Source organism: Anaerovibrio sp. (genome assembly GCF_045637405.1).
Classification (GTDB): Bacteria; Bacillota; Negativicutes; order Selenomonadales; family Selenomonadaceae; genus Anaerovibrio.
Window position 1 is genome coordinate 1 of sequence record NZ_JAZTZI010000086.1, and the last position, 18,167, is coordinate 18,167.

Annotated in this window: 15 protein-coding genes; all 15 read right to left on the reverse strand. The window is 45.7% G+C overall.

Annotation, left to right across the window (positions count from 1 at the left end; translation table 11 throughout):
- Nucleotides 1-925: tRNA dihydrouridine synthase DusB (gene dusB, locus ACKI5G_RS06065; RefSeq protein ID WP_407398593.1), on the reverse strand; the 925-nt coding region annotated here is incomplete at its 3' end.
- A 3-nt stretch (nucleotides 926-928) separates the two neighbouring features.
- Nucleotides 929-1,693 (reverse strand): type III pantothenate kinase, encoded by a 765-nt coding sequence (locus ACKI5G_RS06070; RefSeq protein WP_407398595.1) that lies wholly within the window; start codon nucleotides 1,691-1,693, stop codon nucleotides 929-931.
- 29 nt (nucleotides 1,694-1,722) lie between these two features.
- Entirely contained in the window at nucleotides 1,723-2,694 is a 972-nt protein-coding gene (locus tag ACKI5G_RS06075; protein WP_407398597.1) for a biotin--[acetyl-CoA-carboxylase] ligase, read from the reverse strand.
- A 91-nt stretch (nucleotides 2,695-2,785) separates the two neighbouring features.
- Entirely contained in the window at nucleotides 2,786-4,783 is a 1,998-nt protein-coding gene (gene ftsH / locus ACKI5G_RS06080) for an ATP-dependent zinc metalloprotease FtsH (protein WP_407398599.1), read from the reverse strand.
- A gap of 84 nt (nucleotides 4,784-4,867) precedes the next feature.
- Entirely contained in the window at nucleotides 4,868-5,404 is a 537-nt protein-coding gene (gene hpt / locus ACKI5G_RS06085) for a hypoxanthine phosphoribosyltransferase (RefSeq protein WP_407398601.1), read from the reverse strand.
- A gap of 1 nt (nucleotide 5,405) precedes the next feature.
- The gene (tilS, locus tag ACKI5G_RS06090; RefSeq protein WP_407398603.1) at nucleotides 5,406-6,821 is read right to left on the reverse strand and encodes a tRNA lysidine(34) synthetase TilS; all 1,416 of its coding nucleotides are present in this window, start codon (nucleotides 6,819-6,821) and stop codon (nucleotides 5,406-5,408) included.
- A gap of 58 nt (nucleotides 6,822-6,879) precedes the next feature.
- Nucleotides 6,880-7,365 (reverse strand): S1 domain-containing RNA-binding protein, encoded by a 486-nt coding sequence (locus ACKI5G_RS06095; protein ID WP_407398605.1) that lies wholly within the window; start codon nucleotides 7,363-7,365, stop codon nucleotides 6,880-6,882.
- 91 nt (nucleotides 7,366-7,456) lie between these two features.
- The gene (locus ACKI5G_RS06100; protein ID WP_407398607.1) at nucleotides 7,457-7,762 is read right to left on the reverse strand and encodes an FtsB family cell division protein; all 306 of its coding nucleotides are present in this window, start codon (nucleotides 7,760-7,762) and stop codon (nucleotides 7,457-7,459) included.
- Nucleotides 7,763-7,794: 32 nt separating this feature from the next.
- Nucleotides 7,795-8,829 (reverse strand): hypothetical protein, encoded by a 1,035-nt coding sequence (locus tag ACKI5G_RS06105; protein ID WP_407398609.1) that lies wholly within the window; start codon nucleotides 8,827-8,829, stop codon nucleotides 7,795-7,797.
- A gap of 311 nt (nucleotides 8,830-9,140) precedes the next feature.
- Nucleotides 9,141-10,256: an MGDG synthase family glycosyltransferase gene (locus ACKI5G_RS06110; RefSeq protein WP_407398611.1), complete on the reverse strand. Its 1,116-nt coding sequence runs from the start codon at nucleotides 10,254-10,256 to the stop codon at nucleotides 9,141-9,143.
- Between the two features lie 82 nt (nucleotides 10,257-10,338).
- Nucleotides 10,339-11,097 carry an SDR family NAD(P)-dependent oxidoreductase gene (locus tag ACKI5G_RS06115; protein WP_407398613.1) on the reverse strand — a complete coding sequence of 253 codons (759 nt, stop codon included), beginning with the start codon at nucleotides 11,095-11,097 and terminating at the stop codon, nucleotides 10,339-10,341.
- Nucleotides 11,098-11,196: 99 nt separating this feature from the next.
- A complete protein-coding gene (locus ACKI5G_RS06120) occupies nucleotides 11,197-11,529 on the reverse strand; it encodes an HU family DNA-binding protein (protein WP_407398615.1) in 333 nt (110 codons plus the stop codon).
- A gap of 143 nt (nucleotides 11,530-11,672) precedes the next feature.
- Entirely contained in the window at nucleotides 11,673-13,109 is a 1,437-nt protein-coding gene (mazG, locus tag ACKI5G_RS06125; protein ID WP_407398617.1) for a nucleoside triphosphate pyrophosphohydrolase, read from the reverse strand.
- Nucleotides 13,110-13,151: 42 nt separating this feature from the next.
- Complete coding sequence (mfd, locus tag ACKI5G_RS06130) at nucleotides 13,152-16,454, reverse strand: transcription-repair coupling factor (RefSeq protein ID WP_407398619.1); 3,303 nt, start codon at nucleotides 16,452-16,454, stop codon at nucleotides 13,152-13,154.
- A 122-nt stretch (nucleotides 16,455-16,576) separates the two neighbouring features.
- On the reverse strand, nucleotides 16,577-17,830 hold the full coding sequence (locus ACKI5G_RS06135; protein WP_407398621.1) for an RNA-binding domain-containing protein: 1,254 nt from the start codon (nucleotides 17,828-17,830) through the stop codon (nucleotides 16,577-16,579).
- Nucleotides 17,831-18,167: the final 337 nt, after the last annotated feature.

The following is an 18,167-nucleotide window of genomic DNA, read 5'->3' on the forward strand; positions in this document are numbered from 1 at the left end:
CATCCCGGGTTTCAGCTTTGTTGAAGAGAACACGCAGCTCGGCGTTGCCCTTGATGCCTCTGGTGTACCAGGTGGCATGCTTCCGCATTTCCCGTGGGCCTACATAATCGCCCTTGAATTTCAGCAGCATGTCCAAGTGACGAAGAATAATTTCCTTACGCTCCTCCATGGTTGGCCCCGGCAACCGTTCCCCAGTCTTTAAATACTGGGTAAGCTGACGGAATATCCATGGATTGCCCTGGGCTGCCCTGCCTACCATAACCGCCTCACAGCCAGTTATTTCCCTTATTTTTATAAGGTCATCCACTGCTCTGATATCCCCATTGGCAATAACGGGAATGTTCAGATGTTCCTTTACTTTGCGGATAATTCGCCAGTTGGCATGGTCACGATAGAACTGCTCACGGGTGCGACCATGTACCGCCACAGCCTTTACTCCCGCTTCCTCTGCCAGTTTGGCCATTTCCAATACATTTATGCGATTTTCATCCCAGCCAATGCGCATTTTTACGGTAACGGGCATGCTTACTGCCCCCACAAGGGCCTTCAGCACTTTATAGGCCCGCTCCGGATCCAGCATCATGGCTGAACCTTCATGGTTCTTGACGATTTTGGGTGCCGGACAGCCCATATTAAAGTCAAGAATATCGGCACAGCCCAAGGATTCTATATATTCAGCCGCTTTAGCCACACTGTCAGGCTCCGCTCCAAAAAGCTGCATGGCCATAGGCCGCTCAGCCTCCTCGGTGTGAAGCATTTTCAATGTATGCTCATTACGGTAGTTAATTCCCTTGTCACTGACCATCTCCGAATAAACCAAGGGACAGCCCATCTCCCTGGCCAATATTCTGTATGGGGTATCCGTAACTCCCGCCATAGGAGCCAAAAATACAGGGATAGGGAATTCAAAGTTTCCAATCTTCATTAATTACTGATTCCTTTCATAAAGAACCCGCAGACCCGTCAGCGTAAGGAAATGGTCGATTCCGTCAATGGTCTGGGATTCCTTGGCAATCATCTTGGCATAACCACCGGTGGCAATAACCTTCATAGGCTTGCCATACTCCTGTTTAATACGGCGGACGATTTCATCTATCTGGCCCACAAAGCCGAAAATAATACCGGCCTGCATGCCAGTTATAGTATTGCGGCAAATTACATTCTTCGGGGTAACCAGCTCGATTCTTGGGAGCTTGGCAGCCTTTTGGAACAGCCCTTCAGCAGAGGTTCCAAGGCCAGTGGAAATTACACCGCCCAAAAAATCACCATTTTCATCCACCACATCAAAGGTGGTGGCAGTACCTATATCAATAACAATAAGCGGGCCACCGTACTGCTCGTAGGCTCCTACCACATTAACAATACGGTCCGCACCAATATCACGAGGATTTTCATATTTCAGGCGGATACCGGTTTTGATACCAGGCCCCACAATAAGAGGCTTTAAATGGAAGTAACGCTCGCACATTTTCTCCATAGGCACCACCAAGGGAGGTACAACTGAGGAAATAATCACGGCGGTAATATCCTCCATCTTGATACCGTGATACAAAAAGAGATTATTGATCTCCATACCATATTCATCACTGGTTTTCTGACGCTCTGTAGACACACGCCAATGGCGGTACAGCTTCTTGCCATCATAGGTTCCCAATACCACATTACTGTTTCCAATATCTATTACTAAAAGCATACTTGCCTCCACACTTTCATTTTACTAACTTACTTTCTTGGGCGAATGGATACATCACCGGCGTAAACCTTGCGGATTTCCTCACTGCCCTCAGGCTTCACCAGCAGGGCCCCATCCTCATCAATATCCACGGCCTCCCCGGCAAAGGTTTCATTGATACCCAATACATTAATGCTTTCACCAAGGGTTACGGAATGGCGGCGCCAGCTTTCGAGAACACCGACAAAGCCTCTTCTTCTCACGTCCAGATAATGCGCTTCAAGGCGTCTGAGTACCTCCTGGAAAAAGGCCACCCTGTCAAAATCCCCCAAAAGCATGGACATGGAACCAGCTTTGTCCTTTATATCCTCCGGGAAGATTTTGGGATCAATAACAGCATTGATGCCTATGCCAATCACCACATAATTTATGCGGTCAATTTCTGCGCTCATCTCAGTGAGAATCCCCACCAGCTTCCGACCTTGATATAATATATCATTTGGCCATTTTATTCCAGCCTTTAACCCCACTTTTTCCATGGCCTCGGCAATGGCCACAGCTGCCATAAGGGTACACTTTGGTGCCTCCTGGGGAAGAAAATCCGGCTTTAATATAACGGAAAACCAGATACCACCCTTGGGACAGAAAAAACTGCGGTCCAGACGGCCCTTGCCCGTATTCTGGCTTTCAGCTACCACTATGGTTCCATCCGGGGACCCCTGAGCTGCCAATCGCTTGGCCTCTGTATTTGTTGAAGCGATATCCTCAAAGGCAACTATACTGCTTCCTATTATTTTATTACCCAGACCATGGCTTATAACCTCCGGCAGAAGCCTGTCAGGAGCCCCCACCAGCTTGTAGCCGTTTCTGGCCTGGCTTTCAATATTGTAACCGGCAGCCTTTAACTCATTTATATGCTTCCATACAGCCGTGCGAGACACTCCCAGCTTCTCCGCAATCTCCTCACCAGAGAGATATGAGTCACCGGCAGCCCGCAAAAGCCCCAAAATCCCCTGTCGCATAAAATTAAACCTCACTTTTTCATAAAACCATCAAAAGGGGCTGCTGCATTAATGATTTCATGCTTCAGCCCCCTATGGATAATAAACCTCGTTATTTTTCAGTGGTACTATTCAGTTTTGGTTCCGGTTCTGTATAAGGAACCTCCACCTCGTCATCATCCTTTTCAGTAGCAGCATCACCCTGAACAGGGGTCTCTTCCACTGGCTCCAAAGGAATCAGTTTTGGCTCATCGTCATCGTCCTTAGGCTCTTCCGGCTTCTTTTCAGCCTCTTCCTTTTCGGTGACATTACCAAAGCCAACCAGCTCCTTCAGCTCGGCAGCCTCCAAGGTTTCCTTCTCAATGAGTGCCTCAGCAATAACATGGAGCTTATCGATATTTTCAGTAAGAAGAACACGGCAGGCTTCATAAGCCTCCTCGATATACTTGCGAACTTCCTTATCAATGTCACTGGCCACATTCTCAGAGTAATTTCTCTGATTATTTATGTCACGACCCAAGAACACCTGATGGTCACGGCTTTCACCGTAAGCCACCGGACCAAGGGTAGGACTCATACCATACTGGGTAATCATGCTTCTTACAAGCTGGGATGCTCTCTGGATATCATTCTGGGCACCAGTGCTGATTTCCTTCAACACCACTTCCTCAGCCACACGGCCTGCCAGCAGGGTTTTAAGCTGATCCAAGAGCTCGCTTCTGGTAGCATAGGAGCGGTCCTCCTTAGGAAGCATAAGGGTATAGCCGCCAGCTCTGCCTCTAGGAATAATGGTAACCTTGTGGACAGGGTCAGCATTTGGAAGGAGCATACCTACCAAAGTATGACCACCCTCGTGATAAGCGGTAAGCTTCTTTTCCTTGTCGCTCATCACCTTGGATTTACGCTCAGGACCTGCCATTACACGCTCAATGGATTCCTCCAGCTCCTGCATGGCAATGGTCTTCTTATCACGGCGGGCAGAAAGGAGTGCCGCCTCATTCACAAGGTTGGAAAGATCTGCACCCGTAAAGCCCGGAGTCCGTCTTGCCAATACATTAAGATCAACATCCTTGTCCACTGGCTTATCCTTGGTATGAACCTTCAGAATAGCCTCACGCCCCTTGACATCAGGCTTGTCCACCACGATCTGGCGGTCAAAACGACCTGGACGCAGTAAGGCAGGGTCCAAAATATCAGGACGGTTGGTAGCCGCAATAATGATAATACCCTCGTTGGCAGCGAAGCCATCCATCTCAACCAGCATCTGGTTAAGGGTCTGCTCACGCTCATCGTGACCACCGCCAAGGCCCGCACCACGCTGACGGCCTACGGCATCAATCTCATCAATAAATACGATACAAGGTGAGTTCTTCTTGGCCTGATCAAAAAGATCACGAACACGTGAAGCACCAACACCTACGAACATTTCCACGAAATCAGAACCACTGATGGAGAAGAACGGTACCCCCGCCTCACCGGCAACAGCCTTGGCCAACAGGGTTTTACCAGTACCCGGAGGACCAAAGAGGAGTACACCCTTTGGAATTTTAGCGCCCAGCTGATTAAACTTGCCCGGATGCTTCAGAAATTCTACTACTTCCTCCAGCTCCTGCTTTGCCTCATCAGCACCAGCCACATCATCAAAGCGAACCTTTACCTTGTCGCCGCCGCTCATTTTTGCACGGCTCTTGCCAAAGGACATAACCTTGCCGCCGCCACCCTGGCTCTGCTGCATGATAAAGAACCATACACCCACCAAGAGAAGGATAGGCAATACAGAGGATAACAGGGTTGACCACCATGGTGGTTCCGGCGGATTTTCCGCTTTAATATCTACATTTTTATCGGAGAGCAGCTTGATAATATCGCTGTTCTCACTAGGATAAGTAGGCAGCACAGTAGTAAATTCAGTACCATCACTTAAGGTACCCTTGATGATATTTTCAACAATAACTACCTTTGCCACCTTGCCATCATTGGTCTCCTGTACAAAGGATGAATAATTCATCTCCATCTTGGAAGGACCCTTGGCAGAGAAATAATCAATTAATGATATAGCAACCAGAATGATAAGCAGGTAAAAACCCACATTACGGATAAACTTATTCAAACCTCAACCCCCTAAAAAGGCAATAATCTTCACAACTAAATATTATACCACATTGAAAGATTATCTTACAGTATCATGAAAATATCATGAATAAATTTCTCTCTTAAGAACACCGATTACCGGCAGGTTTCTATATTTCTCGGCATAATCCAGACCATAGCCCACCAGGAACTCATCCGGAACCTCAAAACCGCAGTAGTCGATATTTACATCCACCTGACGACGGGATGGTTTGGAAAGGAGTGCACACAGCTTAACACTGGCTGGCTTGCGGTCACGAAGGAGGGCCATAAGATTGCTCATGGTAATACCGGAATCAATAATATCCTCCACCAAAAGCACATGACGGCCGGCAATATCCTTATTCAAATCCTTCTTAATATTCACCTTGCCGCTGGACACAGCAGCATCACCATAGCTGGAGGCTGCGATAAAATCAATATTGATTGGCAGTTTAATCTGTCTGATAAGGTCAGTAAAGAATACTGCTGCACCATTTAAGATACCTACCACAACTACATCCTTGCCCTCATAATCCTTGGCAATCTGCTGACCGAGCTCAGCAACCTTTGCTGCAATAGTCTCTTCATCAAACATTACACTTTCCAAATCTTTTTTCATTTTATTCTTCTCCTTTGTCATAAGAAAGTATTATATACTGCTCTGTATCCTTGTCAGCCATGGCCACTGATGTTTGCCTAAGGCCAGCCACCCAGATGATATCACCTGTACGACTATTGACCACCAAAGGCACCTGGTCCCGACTACTCCGTTCCACCTTTGCATCTACAAAAAAATCCTTCAGTTTTTTGCTGCCATTCTCAAATCTGATCCTGTCACCATGGTGACGGTAACGTACCACAAGCTCTGTACCGCATCTGGCGGCATCGCAATATATTTTAGTTTTGGAAAAGGAATCCTCCCCTTCCAAGGAATCAGTTGCATAGGCAGATATAGCACCACCATAAGGTAATACTACAGAGTTCCCCAACTCAAGAATTTTATATGGTGTATCTTCTATTGTACCATGACTTGTCAAAATTTTTTTGGTTTTTTTTGATAAATAAAAAAATCCATAACTGATTTTGGCAACACATCTGTCGGGAAGATTCAGTGAGCTGCCTGTAACATTTTTTGCAATGAGCTCCAGTACAGCATCAATGTGCTGAAAGGTAAGGGTTGTGCCATAGCTTATCCTGCTGACCAGCTGCTGAATAAGCCGCCGCCTGATGGCCAAAGGCTCCTTCAAAAAATCAGTAATTTTAAATTTACAGCCGCTTTCTCCCTGCCCATCAAATTGGCAAAGCCTCTCCTCCGCCCTAATGGTAAGCTCATGAAGCAGTTCCTCCTCCGCCGAAACCGTTTCCGCAAGGTTGCACAAGCTACGGGTAATATTTTTGTTATATTCCTTCTTTAATAATGGCACCAGCTGAAGACGCAATTTATTTCGGGTGCAGTCAATCTCCTCATTTGTTGGGTCATGTCGCGGCGAAAGTCCCTGCTGATAGCAATATTCCACCAGCTCTGCCTTGGTAAAGGCCAACATTGGGCGAATAATATTATCCCGCTTTGGCAAGATTCCCGTTAGGCCATTAAGTCCAGTACCCCGCAAAAGGTGCATCAACACGGTTTCTGCCTGATCATCTGCATGATGTGCGGTGGCAATCAGAGCTTGCCCCAGTTCCCCGGACAATTTATTCAAAAAGGCATATCGCATTTGTCTGGCACAGGTCTCAAGGGACTCTCCCCTCTCCCTGCTAAGCTGGGGGATATTGGCCGACTCAGAATAAAAGGGAATTGACTTTTCAAGGCAGTAATTCTCCACAAAGGACTCATCATCCTTGGATTCCTGTCCCCTGATGCCGTGCTCATAGTGGGCCGCCACCACCTTAATGGCCAATTTTTCCTTCAATCTCCATAAAATGTCCAACAAGGCCAAAGAATCCGGTCCACCAGAGCAGGCAACTATTACAGTGCTTCCAGGAGCTGCAAGGGTATTAGACTGCCAGTATTCTGTTAGGCGTTTTTCCAATGTCATAATTACCCTCCATAAAGCAAAAAAGCACCCTATTAAAGGTGCTTTTAAAAAGTCTGTTTTATCTTCTGCGGCCACCGCCACGGCCACCGCGCTTTGAATCTGTCTTACGGCTGAGATCTGTAAGTCGCTCGTCACTGTCCTTCAGGAAGCGGGAAAGCTTATCCTCAAAGGACGCAGTAGCATTATTGAAACGACTGCCGCCAGCATTGCGGCTAAAGCCCCCAGCTGGCTTACCTAATACGGGACGAGATTCAAAATTCTTCTTTTCAAAAGGCTTCTTTTCGAAACTCTGCTGCTCTTCTGGTTTCTTTTCCTGAGCGCGTTTTATGGAAAGTGCAATCTTTCCCTTTTCATCAACGGAAAGTACTTTGACCTTTACATTATCCTGCTCTTTCAGGAATTCCTTAACATCACTTACGTAAACATCTGCTACTTCAGATATGTGCACAAGGCCAACCTTCCCCTCTGGAAGGTTAACAAAAGCACCAAAATTAGTAATGCCGGAGACAACGCCTTCAACAATACTGCCTACTTCAATGGACAAAATACTTCCTCCTTAGATAATATAACACTAACACAAGTTATTATACTATCCTGTTTCTTACAGTGTCAAGGATTTCAAGGCTTGGGAGTACCTACTTTTTTTGATAAATATAAGGAATTTCTCCGTCCTTGGTCATGCCCAAATCCTCTCTGGCAAGCTTCTCAACATAGGATGGATCCACCAGCTGTTCCTTTTCCTGCTGCAGCTGAACATTTTCCTCCTGAGCCGCCTTGAGCCTTGCCTCCGCCTGAACCTTGTCCTGGCTCAAATCATGATAGGTAAAAGCCTGTTCTCCCAATTTAAAGGCTGCCAGCAGAAACATAAGGGCCATTAAAATAACGAACCAGTTAATCTGACGCCTCTGAGGTCTTGCACTATGTAGTCTTGTCCTGCTCACAAACGTCCTCCTTTCTGGTTCTTAATAATCAATCAATTTTCACTCCACTGATAATAATCCGTTGTGGCAATGCGCCTATAAATGGAACTACACTCATCACAGGCAAAACGGGCCACAGTGTCTCTCATATCAGCACGACCGTTAATAATCTTAACGGCCTCCGGCTCCAGATACCTCATGTTGGCACCGCAGCGAGGACAGGAGCAATTACCATTTTCGTCCTTCTTGAGCTGCATAGGCTCCAAGTCACCGGTTCCGATAATCTTCTTTCTTTCCGGTGGCAGAGTCAGCTCCTCCAAGTCAAATCTCTCATATAGTCCTGAGCTTAACAGCTCCCGGTAAAAGGTCTCACAGCGCCGACATATATAACGTGGCTTAACATTTTCGTAGTCCACCTTGCCATTTACTACCCGCACCTGTCCGCCATCAGAAAATTCCAGCTCCTGATTGCAGGCAGGGCAAAGATAATGGCCGGAACCATTCTTGGCAAGAGCCACCACTGGATTAATATCCGTAACTGTGCTCTTCTCCGGCTGTTCCTCCTGCTCCTCATCCTCCAAAGGAAAGGTGTCATACATGCCAGAGGTAAGAAGCTCACGATAAAACACCTTACAGCTATCACATATAAACTTCGGCTTAATACTTTCGTAATCCACCTTATCCCCTATAACCCTTATAGCCCCGCCTTCGGTACAGCGCAGGGTATTTTTGCAGCGAGGACACTTATAGCTGCCTCCCCGCCCCTTAATAAGACGGACAACGGTTTCAGTATCCCCAGATGTTTTTTCCCCAGGCTCCTTATCAGGTCCGGGAATATCCAGATGCAAGGTCTTGGCTTCTTCCTTCAGCTCATCGTCTAAATCAAATACATCATAATATCCGGAATGAAGCATTTCTCTGTAGAACTTTTGACAATAAAAGCACACATGGCGAGGCTTAATATTTTCATAATCCACCTTGCCATCCACTACCCGTACCTGGCCACCATCTTTATATACTAATGGTCTTTTGCACTCCGGGCACAAAAGAGCACCTTTTTCTCCACTTTCCAATGCGGTAACTGCCAAATTAACCACCACACACTTTCTATAGTGTTACTACGAAATCTTAGTTCATCAAATCTGAAAGATACAGATGAGCTTTAGATTTCGTGTAAGGGCTGATGAAAGCCTGTATGCTCTCATCCTGCTTACTACGATAAAAAACTGCACAAAGAGAAAAATAAAACCTACCCAGATTTTTCCAGACAGCTCTGCAAGAATATTATATCATAACATTAGATAAGGTGAAAAATAAAACTTAAGTCCATTTTCCACACTTTTATCGGGCAGTAAATACCGGTCTTCCCCCTGTAGTTTCCCAGCCACCGACTCAATCTCTAGCTCATACACAGTGCTATCTCACTGGCAGCAGCTGTACGCCTGTATTTTAAGGAATTTTGGCTCATTTCCGCCAGCTTTTCAGGATGATCCAACAAATCACCGATTATCTTGGAAAGGCTGTCCCCGGAATGGAGCCATACAGCCATGCCACCCTCAGACATGAAACGGGCATTATCCGTCTCCGGTCCTGGTATAGGCTCATGGAGCACCATTGGCAGCCCAAGGGACATGGCCTCTGTCAAGGTCAGGGCCCCGGGCTTTGTAATGAGAATATCGGCGGCAGCCATCATAACCGGCACCCTATCCGTATATCCCCAGGTTATAATATTGTGGTGGGATTTTACAGCAAAGGCTTCCACCTTTTTCTTTAGGTCTTCATTACGGCCGGCTATGACGAGCAGCTGCAATTTCATTTTGATTTTTTCCAGCTGATCCATGGCAGCGTCCATCCCGCCAAGGCCAAGACCTCCTCCCATCATCAGAACCACAGGCATATCCGGTTCAAGCCCCAGCTCCTGACGGCACAATACCTTGTCATAGCTATGGCAGAAGGGCTCTGAAACCGGAATTCCACTGACATGAATAATATCCCTGCTTATACCAAATTCCACCAGCTGTTCCCGCATGGAATCAATAGCCACAAAATAATGGTCAAGCTTTGGGCAGACCCACATCTGGTGAACAGAATAATCTGTAATTATGGCACATGAATCAAAGTCAGCCCTTTTATGCTCCAGGAGATGGGATACTGCATCAGCCGGGAATGGGTGGGTACATATAATGGTATCAGGCCGGTATTTTTTTATAAGTGTCTTCATGGAATACACAATAACGGAGCTCATGGCCCATTTTACAAAACCGCCCTTCTTTTTGCCGGCAGTAAACTGGTACATAAACTCGTAAAGATTCGGCACAAAGTACAGCATATTAAGGTAGCAGCTCTTCATAAAAGCATTTACCCAGGAGGTCTTTACAGACATGAAATCAATAATAGTTATGACAGCATCCGGATGCTGTTTTTTTATGCTTTCAGCCACTGCCGCTGCCGCCTTTTCATGGCCTGAGCCCACAGACGCCGTTACAATGAGAAAGGACTTTGCCTTTGACTTCATGCACCAATACCTCCTTAAATATTTGCAAAAAATATAGCGGTGTCATTGTATCACACCGCTAAAAAAGTATCAACATTTTACACTAAGCTGTAATTCCTCCGTCAACACTCCATATAGCGCCATTGACAAAGGCTGCATCATCGGAACACAAAAATTCAATTACTCCCGCAATTTCTTCAGGAGTTCCGATTTTCCCCAAGGGATAAACAGACTTCATTTCCCTAAGAGCTGTCTCCCGATCAGGATATTGCTCCAGCTGTTTTTCCGTAAGGGGAGTCATTACATCTCCCGGACACACACTATTGACCCTGATATTCCATGGGGCAAGCTCCAAAGCCATGGCCTTGGTAAAAAGATTTACGGCCCCCTTGGAGGCACAGTAGGCACTGCACAGCATATTCCCATGAATCCCGGCATCAGAGGAGACGTTTACTATTACTCCCGAGCCCCGCTTCTTCATTGCCAAAGCAGCCTGTTGGGTCATAAAATACGTCCCTTTAACATTTATATCCATGATAAGGGAAAAATCATCTTCCCCCATATCCTCAATGGCCCTTTCGAAGTAAACCCCTGCGGAATTAACCAGCACATCAATTGAGCCATAGAGCTCCGCTGCCTTTTCCACAGCGTTTTTACAATCACTTATTATTCTGACATCACAAGGAATATAATTGCAGTTAGCACCACTGATTCTTTCCATTACGGTCTTTACAGCCCGCAAGCCACGTTCAGCATCCCGTCCCAGCAAAACCACATTATACCCTTTCCCCGCAAATCGTATGGCGGTGGCCAGACCGATCCCTGAAGTGCCACCGGTAATCAAAACTGTTTTATTATCCATAAATATAGGTTCCCTTTATCCAGACCGTCCTCAACGGAAGACAACAAAAAGGCTGCCTCAGAATTTTGCGGCAGCCAGATTGTATAAGAAATAACGTCTTTATTTTTTCTTGCCCTTCTTAGCCTTCTTGTCCTTTTTAGCTGCAGCTGCGCCCTTCTTAGGGTTTACAGCATCCTTCAAAGCCTTACCAGCTTTAAATGCAGGGTTCTTAGAAGCTGCAATCTCGATTTCCTCACCAGTCTGAGGGTTACGGCCGGTACGAGCGGCACGAGCTTTAACCTCGAAAGTACCAAAACCAATCATCTGAACCTTGTCGCCAGCTACCAGAGCTTCCTGTACGCTTGCAAACAGGCCATTTACTGCCTTTTCAGCATCCTTCTTGGTAAGGCCAGCCTTTTCTGCAACCTTTGCAACCAACTGAGACTTATTCATATACATCCTCCTCTTATTTAGGTATATCTGAAAACCCGCATAACTACTAGGTTTTCACCCCTTCATTGACTTCAATATACCATAAACACTGGGTTTCTGCAAGAAAAGTATAAAAAATTATTGAATTTTTTTGAATTTTAGCACTATTTTGCCGCATTCCACAGCTCATCAAGTTCATTCAAAGTGAATTCTGACCATTTTTTTCCAGACTCTTTTACCTTTTTCTCAACAAAATGAAAGCGCTTGGTGAATTTCCTGTTGGTATTCATAAGAGCCAGCTCCGAATCAACCTTCAAAAAGCGGGCAAGATTTACCACGGTAAACAGCACATCTCCCAGTTCTTCCTCAATATGCTTTGGATCCCCTTCCAGCTGGGCCTCCTTCAGCTCCTCCACTTCTTCCTTTATCTTATCCCAAACCGGTGCAATTTCATCCCAGTCAAAGCCCACTTTGGCGGCCTTATGCTGGAGCTTTTGGGCACTCATCAGTGCTGGCAATCCCATTGGAACCCCATCCAGCACAGAGTCCCTGTCCTTCTTTTCCTTCTTTTTAATGGACTCCCATGCCATTACTGCCGCCCCGGCGTCTGATGCCTGCACATCACCGAAAATGTGGGGATGGCGACGAACCAGCTTCTCTGTGGCTTCATCAATGACCTCCTGCATAGAAAAGGCCCCTGTTTCCTCTGCCATACGGGCATGGAAGACAACCTGCAAAAGCAAGTCCCCCAATTCCTCACACAGAAGATGATAGTCCTGAAGTTCAATGGCCTCAAGCACCTCATAGGTTTCCTCTATTAAATTGGTGCGAATACTTTCATGGGTCTGGGCAATATCCCAAGGGCATCCGCCTGGGGAGCGTAGAGTGTGTACAATATCCTTCAAAGGAGTAATATCAAACTCATCCTTACTCTTAAACGGCGGTATATAAAGACTTGTCAGGTAATCTATATCCGGCTGGCGGTCCAGCTCATAAAGCTCAATGGCGCGAATACTTTCATCTGGCATTCCCAGCTTATGAATGTAAGTAATAGGATATTCATCGGGGAAAACCTCCATAAGGCTCAGTTTAGTATCCGATGCAATCTGAGGGCTGTATACCTGGGTAATAACCAGTCCTGTAGGCATATCCACCGGCAGCTGGTCAAAATCCTCCGCGTCAATAATGGTCATGCCATCAATGGGGTCAATGCCCAGCTTGCTGTATAGCACCTCCACAAAGCTCATTCCCGGCTGAATATCCAGCTTAATATTCTCCTGCTGACAATATTCTCGCAAAAGAACCACGGTTTTTTCAGCCACCATGGGACTGCCCGGCACAGCATATACCAAATCCTCTGTTGCAGCCTTCTTCACCAAATCCTTGGCAATGGCATCATAGAGGGCCTCAAAGCTATCTGCCCCCTCATAGAAGCTGTCATAGGAGGTAAAGCTGATGCCTCTTTCCTTTATCATTGGCACCGTCGGGTGCTTTTCCGTACGGAAATACAAATGCTGCGCATTTTTCATACGCTCCCAGCTGTCTATTGTTATGAGGCCAAAATCACCTGGTCCAAGGCCAATAACAGTAATACTGCCCATTTATACAACCTCCCACATAAATTTCATTCATAAATCAACAAATTATTTTGAAGCGGCACCGGCCACAGCCTTACCGTTTAATATTTCCATAATTGCCAGCACAAAGTCGTGAATAGTAGCCCTTGGCACAATGCTTAAATCAATAAGCATAGCCTTGTCCTGATTGTCAAATTTCACATGGCTGCCATACATTCCGGAAACCTCCAAAATATTTTCCACCGGACATTTAGGCTCTCCGGCAAAATAAATTTCCAGATACTGGCTGCCCTCTGTTATGCGCTGAACTCCAGAAAGTCTTGCCTCATTTCTGATACGGGCCACTGTAAAGAGGTTCAGCACGGACTGTGGCGGATCACCAAAGCGGTCCACCAGCTCGTCCATTAATCTGTTCAAGGCTTCATTATTCTTCAAAGCTGCCAGCCGCTGATAAATCTCAATCTTATGCATGGCGTTGCCCACGTATTCATTGTCGATATAGGCCTGAACCTTTATCTCCACCAATGGGTCTGTCTGACGCTCCACAGGCTTGCCGGTTTTAAGCTCCTGCACCGCATCATCCAGCATACGACAATACATTTCAAAGCCTACGCTGGCAATATGACCATGCTGCTGAGAGCCAAGGAGATTGCCAGCACCGCGGATTTCCAGATCACGCATGGCAATTTTGAAGCCGGCTCCTAATTCCGCAAATTCCTTAATGGCCTGAAGGCGCTTTTCTGCCACCTCCGACAACACCTTATCCTGCTTGTACAGAAGATAAGCATAGGCTATATTTCGTGAACGTCCCACTCTGCCCCGCATCTGATAAAGCTGGGCCAGACCGAATTTATCCGCGTCATATACAATAATGGTATTGGCATTGGACACATCCAGCCCACTTTCAATGATGGTGGTGGAAAGAAGTATATCAAACTGGCCCTCGTAAAATTCCACCATGACGCGCTCCAGCTGGGCCTCCGGCATCTGACCATGGCCCACCCGAATATTGGCATCGGGCACCAGCTTTTCCAAACGGGCCAGCATTGAGTATATACTATCCACCCGATTATAAACGAAATATATCTGTCCCCCACGCTTCAGTTCCCTGTTAATGGCGTTACGGATAATATTATCGTTTTCCTCCACCACATAGGTCTGAACCGGAAACCTCTCCTGGGGCGGTGTTTCAATAACGCTCATATCCCGGGCCCCTGCCAAAGACATGTGAAGTGTTCTTGGAATAGGGGTAGCACTCAGAGTAAGCACATCTATGCCGATGGCCATCTGCTTTATCTTTTCCTTTTGGGAAACGCCAAAACGCTGCTCCTCATCCACTATCAGAAGCCCCAAATCCTTGAATTTGACCTTTTTGGCATTTAAAATGGCATGGGTTCCAATAAGAATGTCCACCTGACCGGCTTCAACCTTGGCCACCACTGTCTTTTGCTCCTTTGGACTCCTGAAGCGGTTAATGACCTCCACAGTTGGCCCGAAATTGTGAAATCTTTCCGCAAAGGTCTGGTAATGCTGCTGAGCCAAAACGGTGGTAGGTACCAACACCGCCACCTGCTTGCCATCCATAACTGCCTTAAATGCGGCGCGGATAGCCACCTCGGTTTTGCCAAAGCCCACATCACCGCACAGGAGGCGGTCCATGGGCTGCTGGCGTTCCATGTCTGCCTTTATTTCCGCAATGGCTGTCAACTGGTCATGGGTTTCCTCATAAGAAAAGGCATCCTCAAATTCCCGCTGCCATACGGTATCCGGGGAAAAGGCATAGCCCTCATCCCGCTTGCGCTTGGCATATAAATTTATCAGCTCCTTGGCAATATCCTTAACGGAAGAACGTACCTTGTTCTTGGTCTTGGTCCAGCTGGAGCTGCCAATTTTGTGGAGTCTCGGTACCTCGCCTTCCTTGCCGATGTATTTCTGCAGCATACTTACCTGGTCAGTTGGCACGAAAAGACGGTCCTCACCGCCATATTGAATATAGAGATAATCCCTTTTAATTCCGTTGATTTCCTCGGTTTTTACACCGCAGTATTTACCAATACCATACTGGGAATGAACCACATAATCCCCCACGTTAATTTCCCGGAAATGATGTATGCGGTCTTCCTTGCTGATGCGGGAAAGGCGCTTTTTCTGGCGTCCGAAGATATCCTTTTCCGTAATTACGACAAGCTTGGCCCCCGGAAGCTCAAAGCCGTTTAAAAGGCTTCCCTTAACTACCGTTGCCACTCCCGGTCTGAGGGCAGTTTCAACATCCCCCTCAACGGAGGCCAGACGATTGCGGCCTAATATTTCCCGCACAGAGGACACCTTGGCCATATCCCCCAAGGTAACAATAACCTGATTTTTCTCTCCCAGCCAGCTTTCCATGTCGTTGGTAAACATATCAAACTGACGCTGGTAGGAAGCCACCCCCTGCACGGATACACCGATAAGGTGGTCAAGATTTATACTGTGAAGGCTATGAAGCATCATGGCCATATAAATTACATTGTAGGAATTAATTTTCCCCAGAAAATCCTCCCAGGAAAAAAGACGTCCCTTAATATCCGGATTTTCCTTGGCCAGCTTTATGATTTCTTCACGGACCTTCAATGGATCATCAACAATAACTGCCGCCTCATTGGTGATAAATTCCGTAAACATGGCCTTACGATGCTTGTCATCAAAAACATCAAAGGGCAGGATTTCTGCCTTGTCAGTCTTGGATATGGAGGTCTGGTTTTCCACATCAAAAAAGCGTATGGAATCCACCTCATCATCAAAGAATTCCATACGATACGGAGCGTGACTATTAACGGGAAATACATCCACGATACCACCACGGACGCAGAATTCCCCCTGCATATCCACCTGGTCCACACGCTCATAGCCCATCTTAACCAACTGGTCCAGCAAATCATCCCGCTCTATGACAGTACCCACCTTCAGCTTAAGACTCAGGGCCTTAAACTGTTTTGGTGATATACCCTTCTGGGCTGCCGCCTGGGCCGTGGCCAATATAATTCTGGTATCCCCCTTAAGGAGGCTTCCCAATATTTCCATACGGCGGGAATTTCTGGCAATACCCTTGGCTGCCGCATTAAAATCCACCATATCAAGAACAGGCAGCTCCACCACCTCAGTATCGGGCAGCAAGGACGTAAGATTTTCCTTCCATGCCCCCAGCTCATCCTGATCATAGGTGATGATTATACTCGTTCTTGGATTTTCCGCATAACAAGCACAAAAGGAGGCATGCTTTTGGGTACCGGATAAACCGTACACAAAGGCCTGCCCCTTTCCTCTATTATAGCAGGTGCTCATTTGCTCTATTGAACTGTCCTTTAACATGACAGATAACAAATTCTGCATTACTTCACCTTACACTTTTCTGTTTGTATCTAAAACAACTATCGTAAAACACCGCCTATATCATATCACAAAACAGTTGGTTAGGGTACTGAATATATACAATGACCCAACAGTCAATACTTTCAATTTATGGAATATGTTGTTCCCCGGCCATTTCCTATTCGTTTAATGTAGCCGCTGGTATGGAGGGTATTCAGAGCCCGAATGGTTTTTGCCTTGCTCCAATCCAGTTTATCGGCGATTTCACTGCTAGAAAGCCTCATGCCGTCTTCCAACACCTCCATTACCTTTTTATTGTCCGTGGTTATCTCGTAAGTAGTTGTGAAAGCCGGCAACACCACAAAAACTGCATTGTCCGTTACTTCAAAGGATGGCTGTCTGGTTGCACCGTTATAAGCCTCTTTTATCCGCTTAATGCCTGTTCCAAACATTTCAATAAGACGCAATCTAAAAAAGACATTGGCCACTATTGGATTTCTCAGGTCGGAAATAAAACCATTGATATATTCTTCCTTGGTAAGTCCTTTTGTCAAACCACCTGGAGAAGCGATTTCTATTTTGTCAGGAAACATGGATATTCTGATATAAGGGTTATTATCCCAAGTTCGATGAACCAAGGCATTGGCCACAGCCTCCCTAAATGCCTTCTCAGGAATAATTTCAACCTTTCTTCGCTCTATTCCATCAATTTTATCGTATTGATAATAACGCTCATACATGGCCACAGCCATATCGTATTGTTTTAGCACAGATATCCCCGAATAGGTTTCTCTATCCATTATTTCACTGATACTATTGCCGAATCTGGCCATATCAATACCACTATATTTGTTTTCGTCTGCAAATAACGCTGCTGCAATATTATATTGTTTTTCCTCATTATAAAAGCCAAAGGTCCGTAAAATATCATCCGTGAGCTTTGATACTCCCAATATTTCCTTCAGCTTTTTCTCCAAATAATCAAAGGTGAGCTGATTACTTCCACAAGCCAGCTCTTCAAAATTCAGATTTGAACCTTCCAAAACCAAACGCTTTAGTTCAACGTGGTCTGTTTCAATAGTAGCTGTATCACTACGACGATAAGCCTTCCCCTTGTAGAAATAAGGCTTATCTTTACCTTCAAAAACATCAAGAGTAATAATTTTTGTTTTATTATTTATTGAAATAGAATATTCTGGCTTGGGCCTAATGCTGTCATTTATCTTATTCTCTATCGCCAAACTGACATTTTCTCCATCTTCAATGCCAACATTATTTCCATCATCATCCACACCAAATAATATTTTCCCCGTTCCAAAATTGGCAAAGGCACTTACCGTCTTTAAAAAAGTATTGGTGACTTCCCGCTTGAATTCTAAGTTCCGCCCCTCTTTCATCTCTCTCCCTCCTGTTTCATGTCGTTTATGTTGCAATAATCATATAATATGTAAAACAAAAATGCAACGAAAATATTTTCGTTGCATTTTTGTGTCAAAATATTACTAATAATTGATTATTGACTGTATGTTTCATATAATATCAGTGGGTGTTGTTTGGCGGTGTTAAAGTCAGTCGGAAATAGCCACTCCGGGGCGGTCAAAAATAGCCAATTTTAGTCAGTATAGAAATAGCCATATAGCGCTTACTTGCATTTTTATCCACTTATAGTAAAATGAACGTATAACTTAACTGATTGAAGGAATCCCATACTATGTTTACCATCAACGATATACG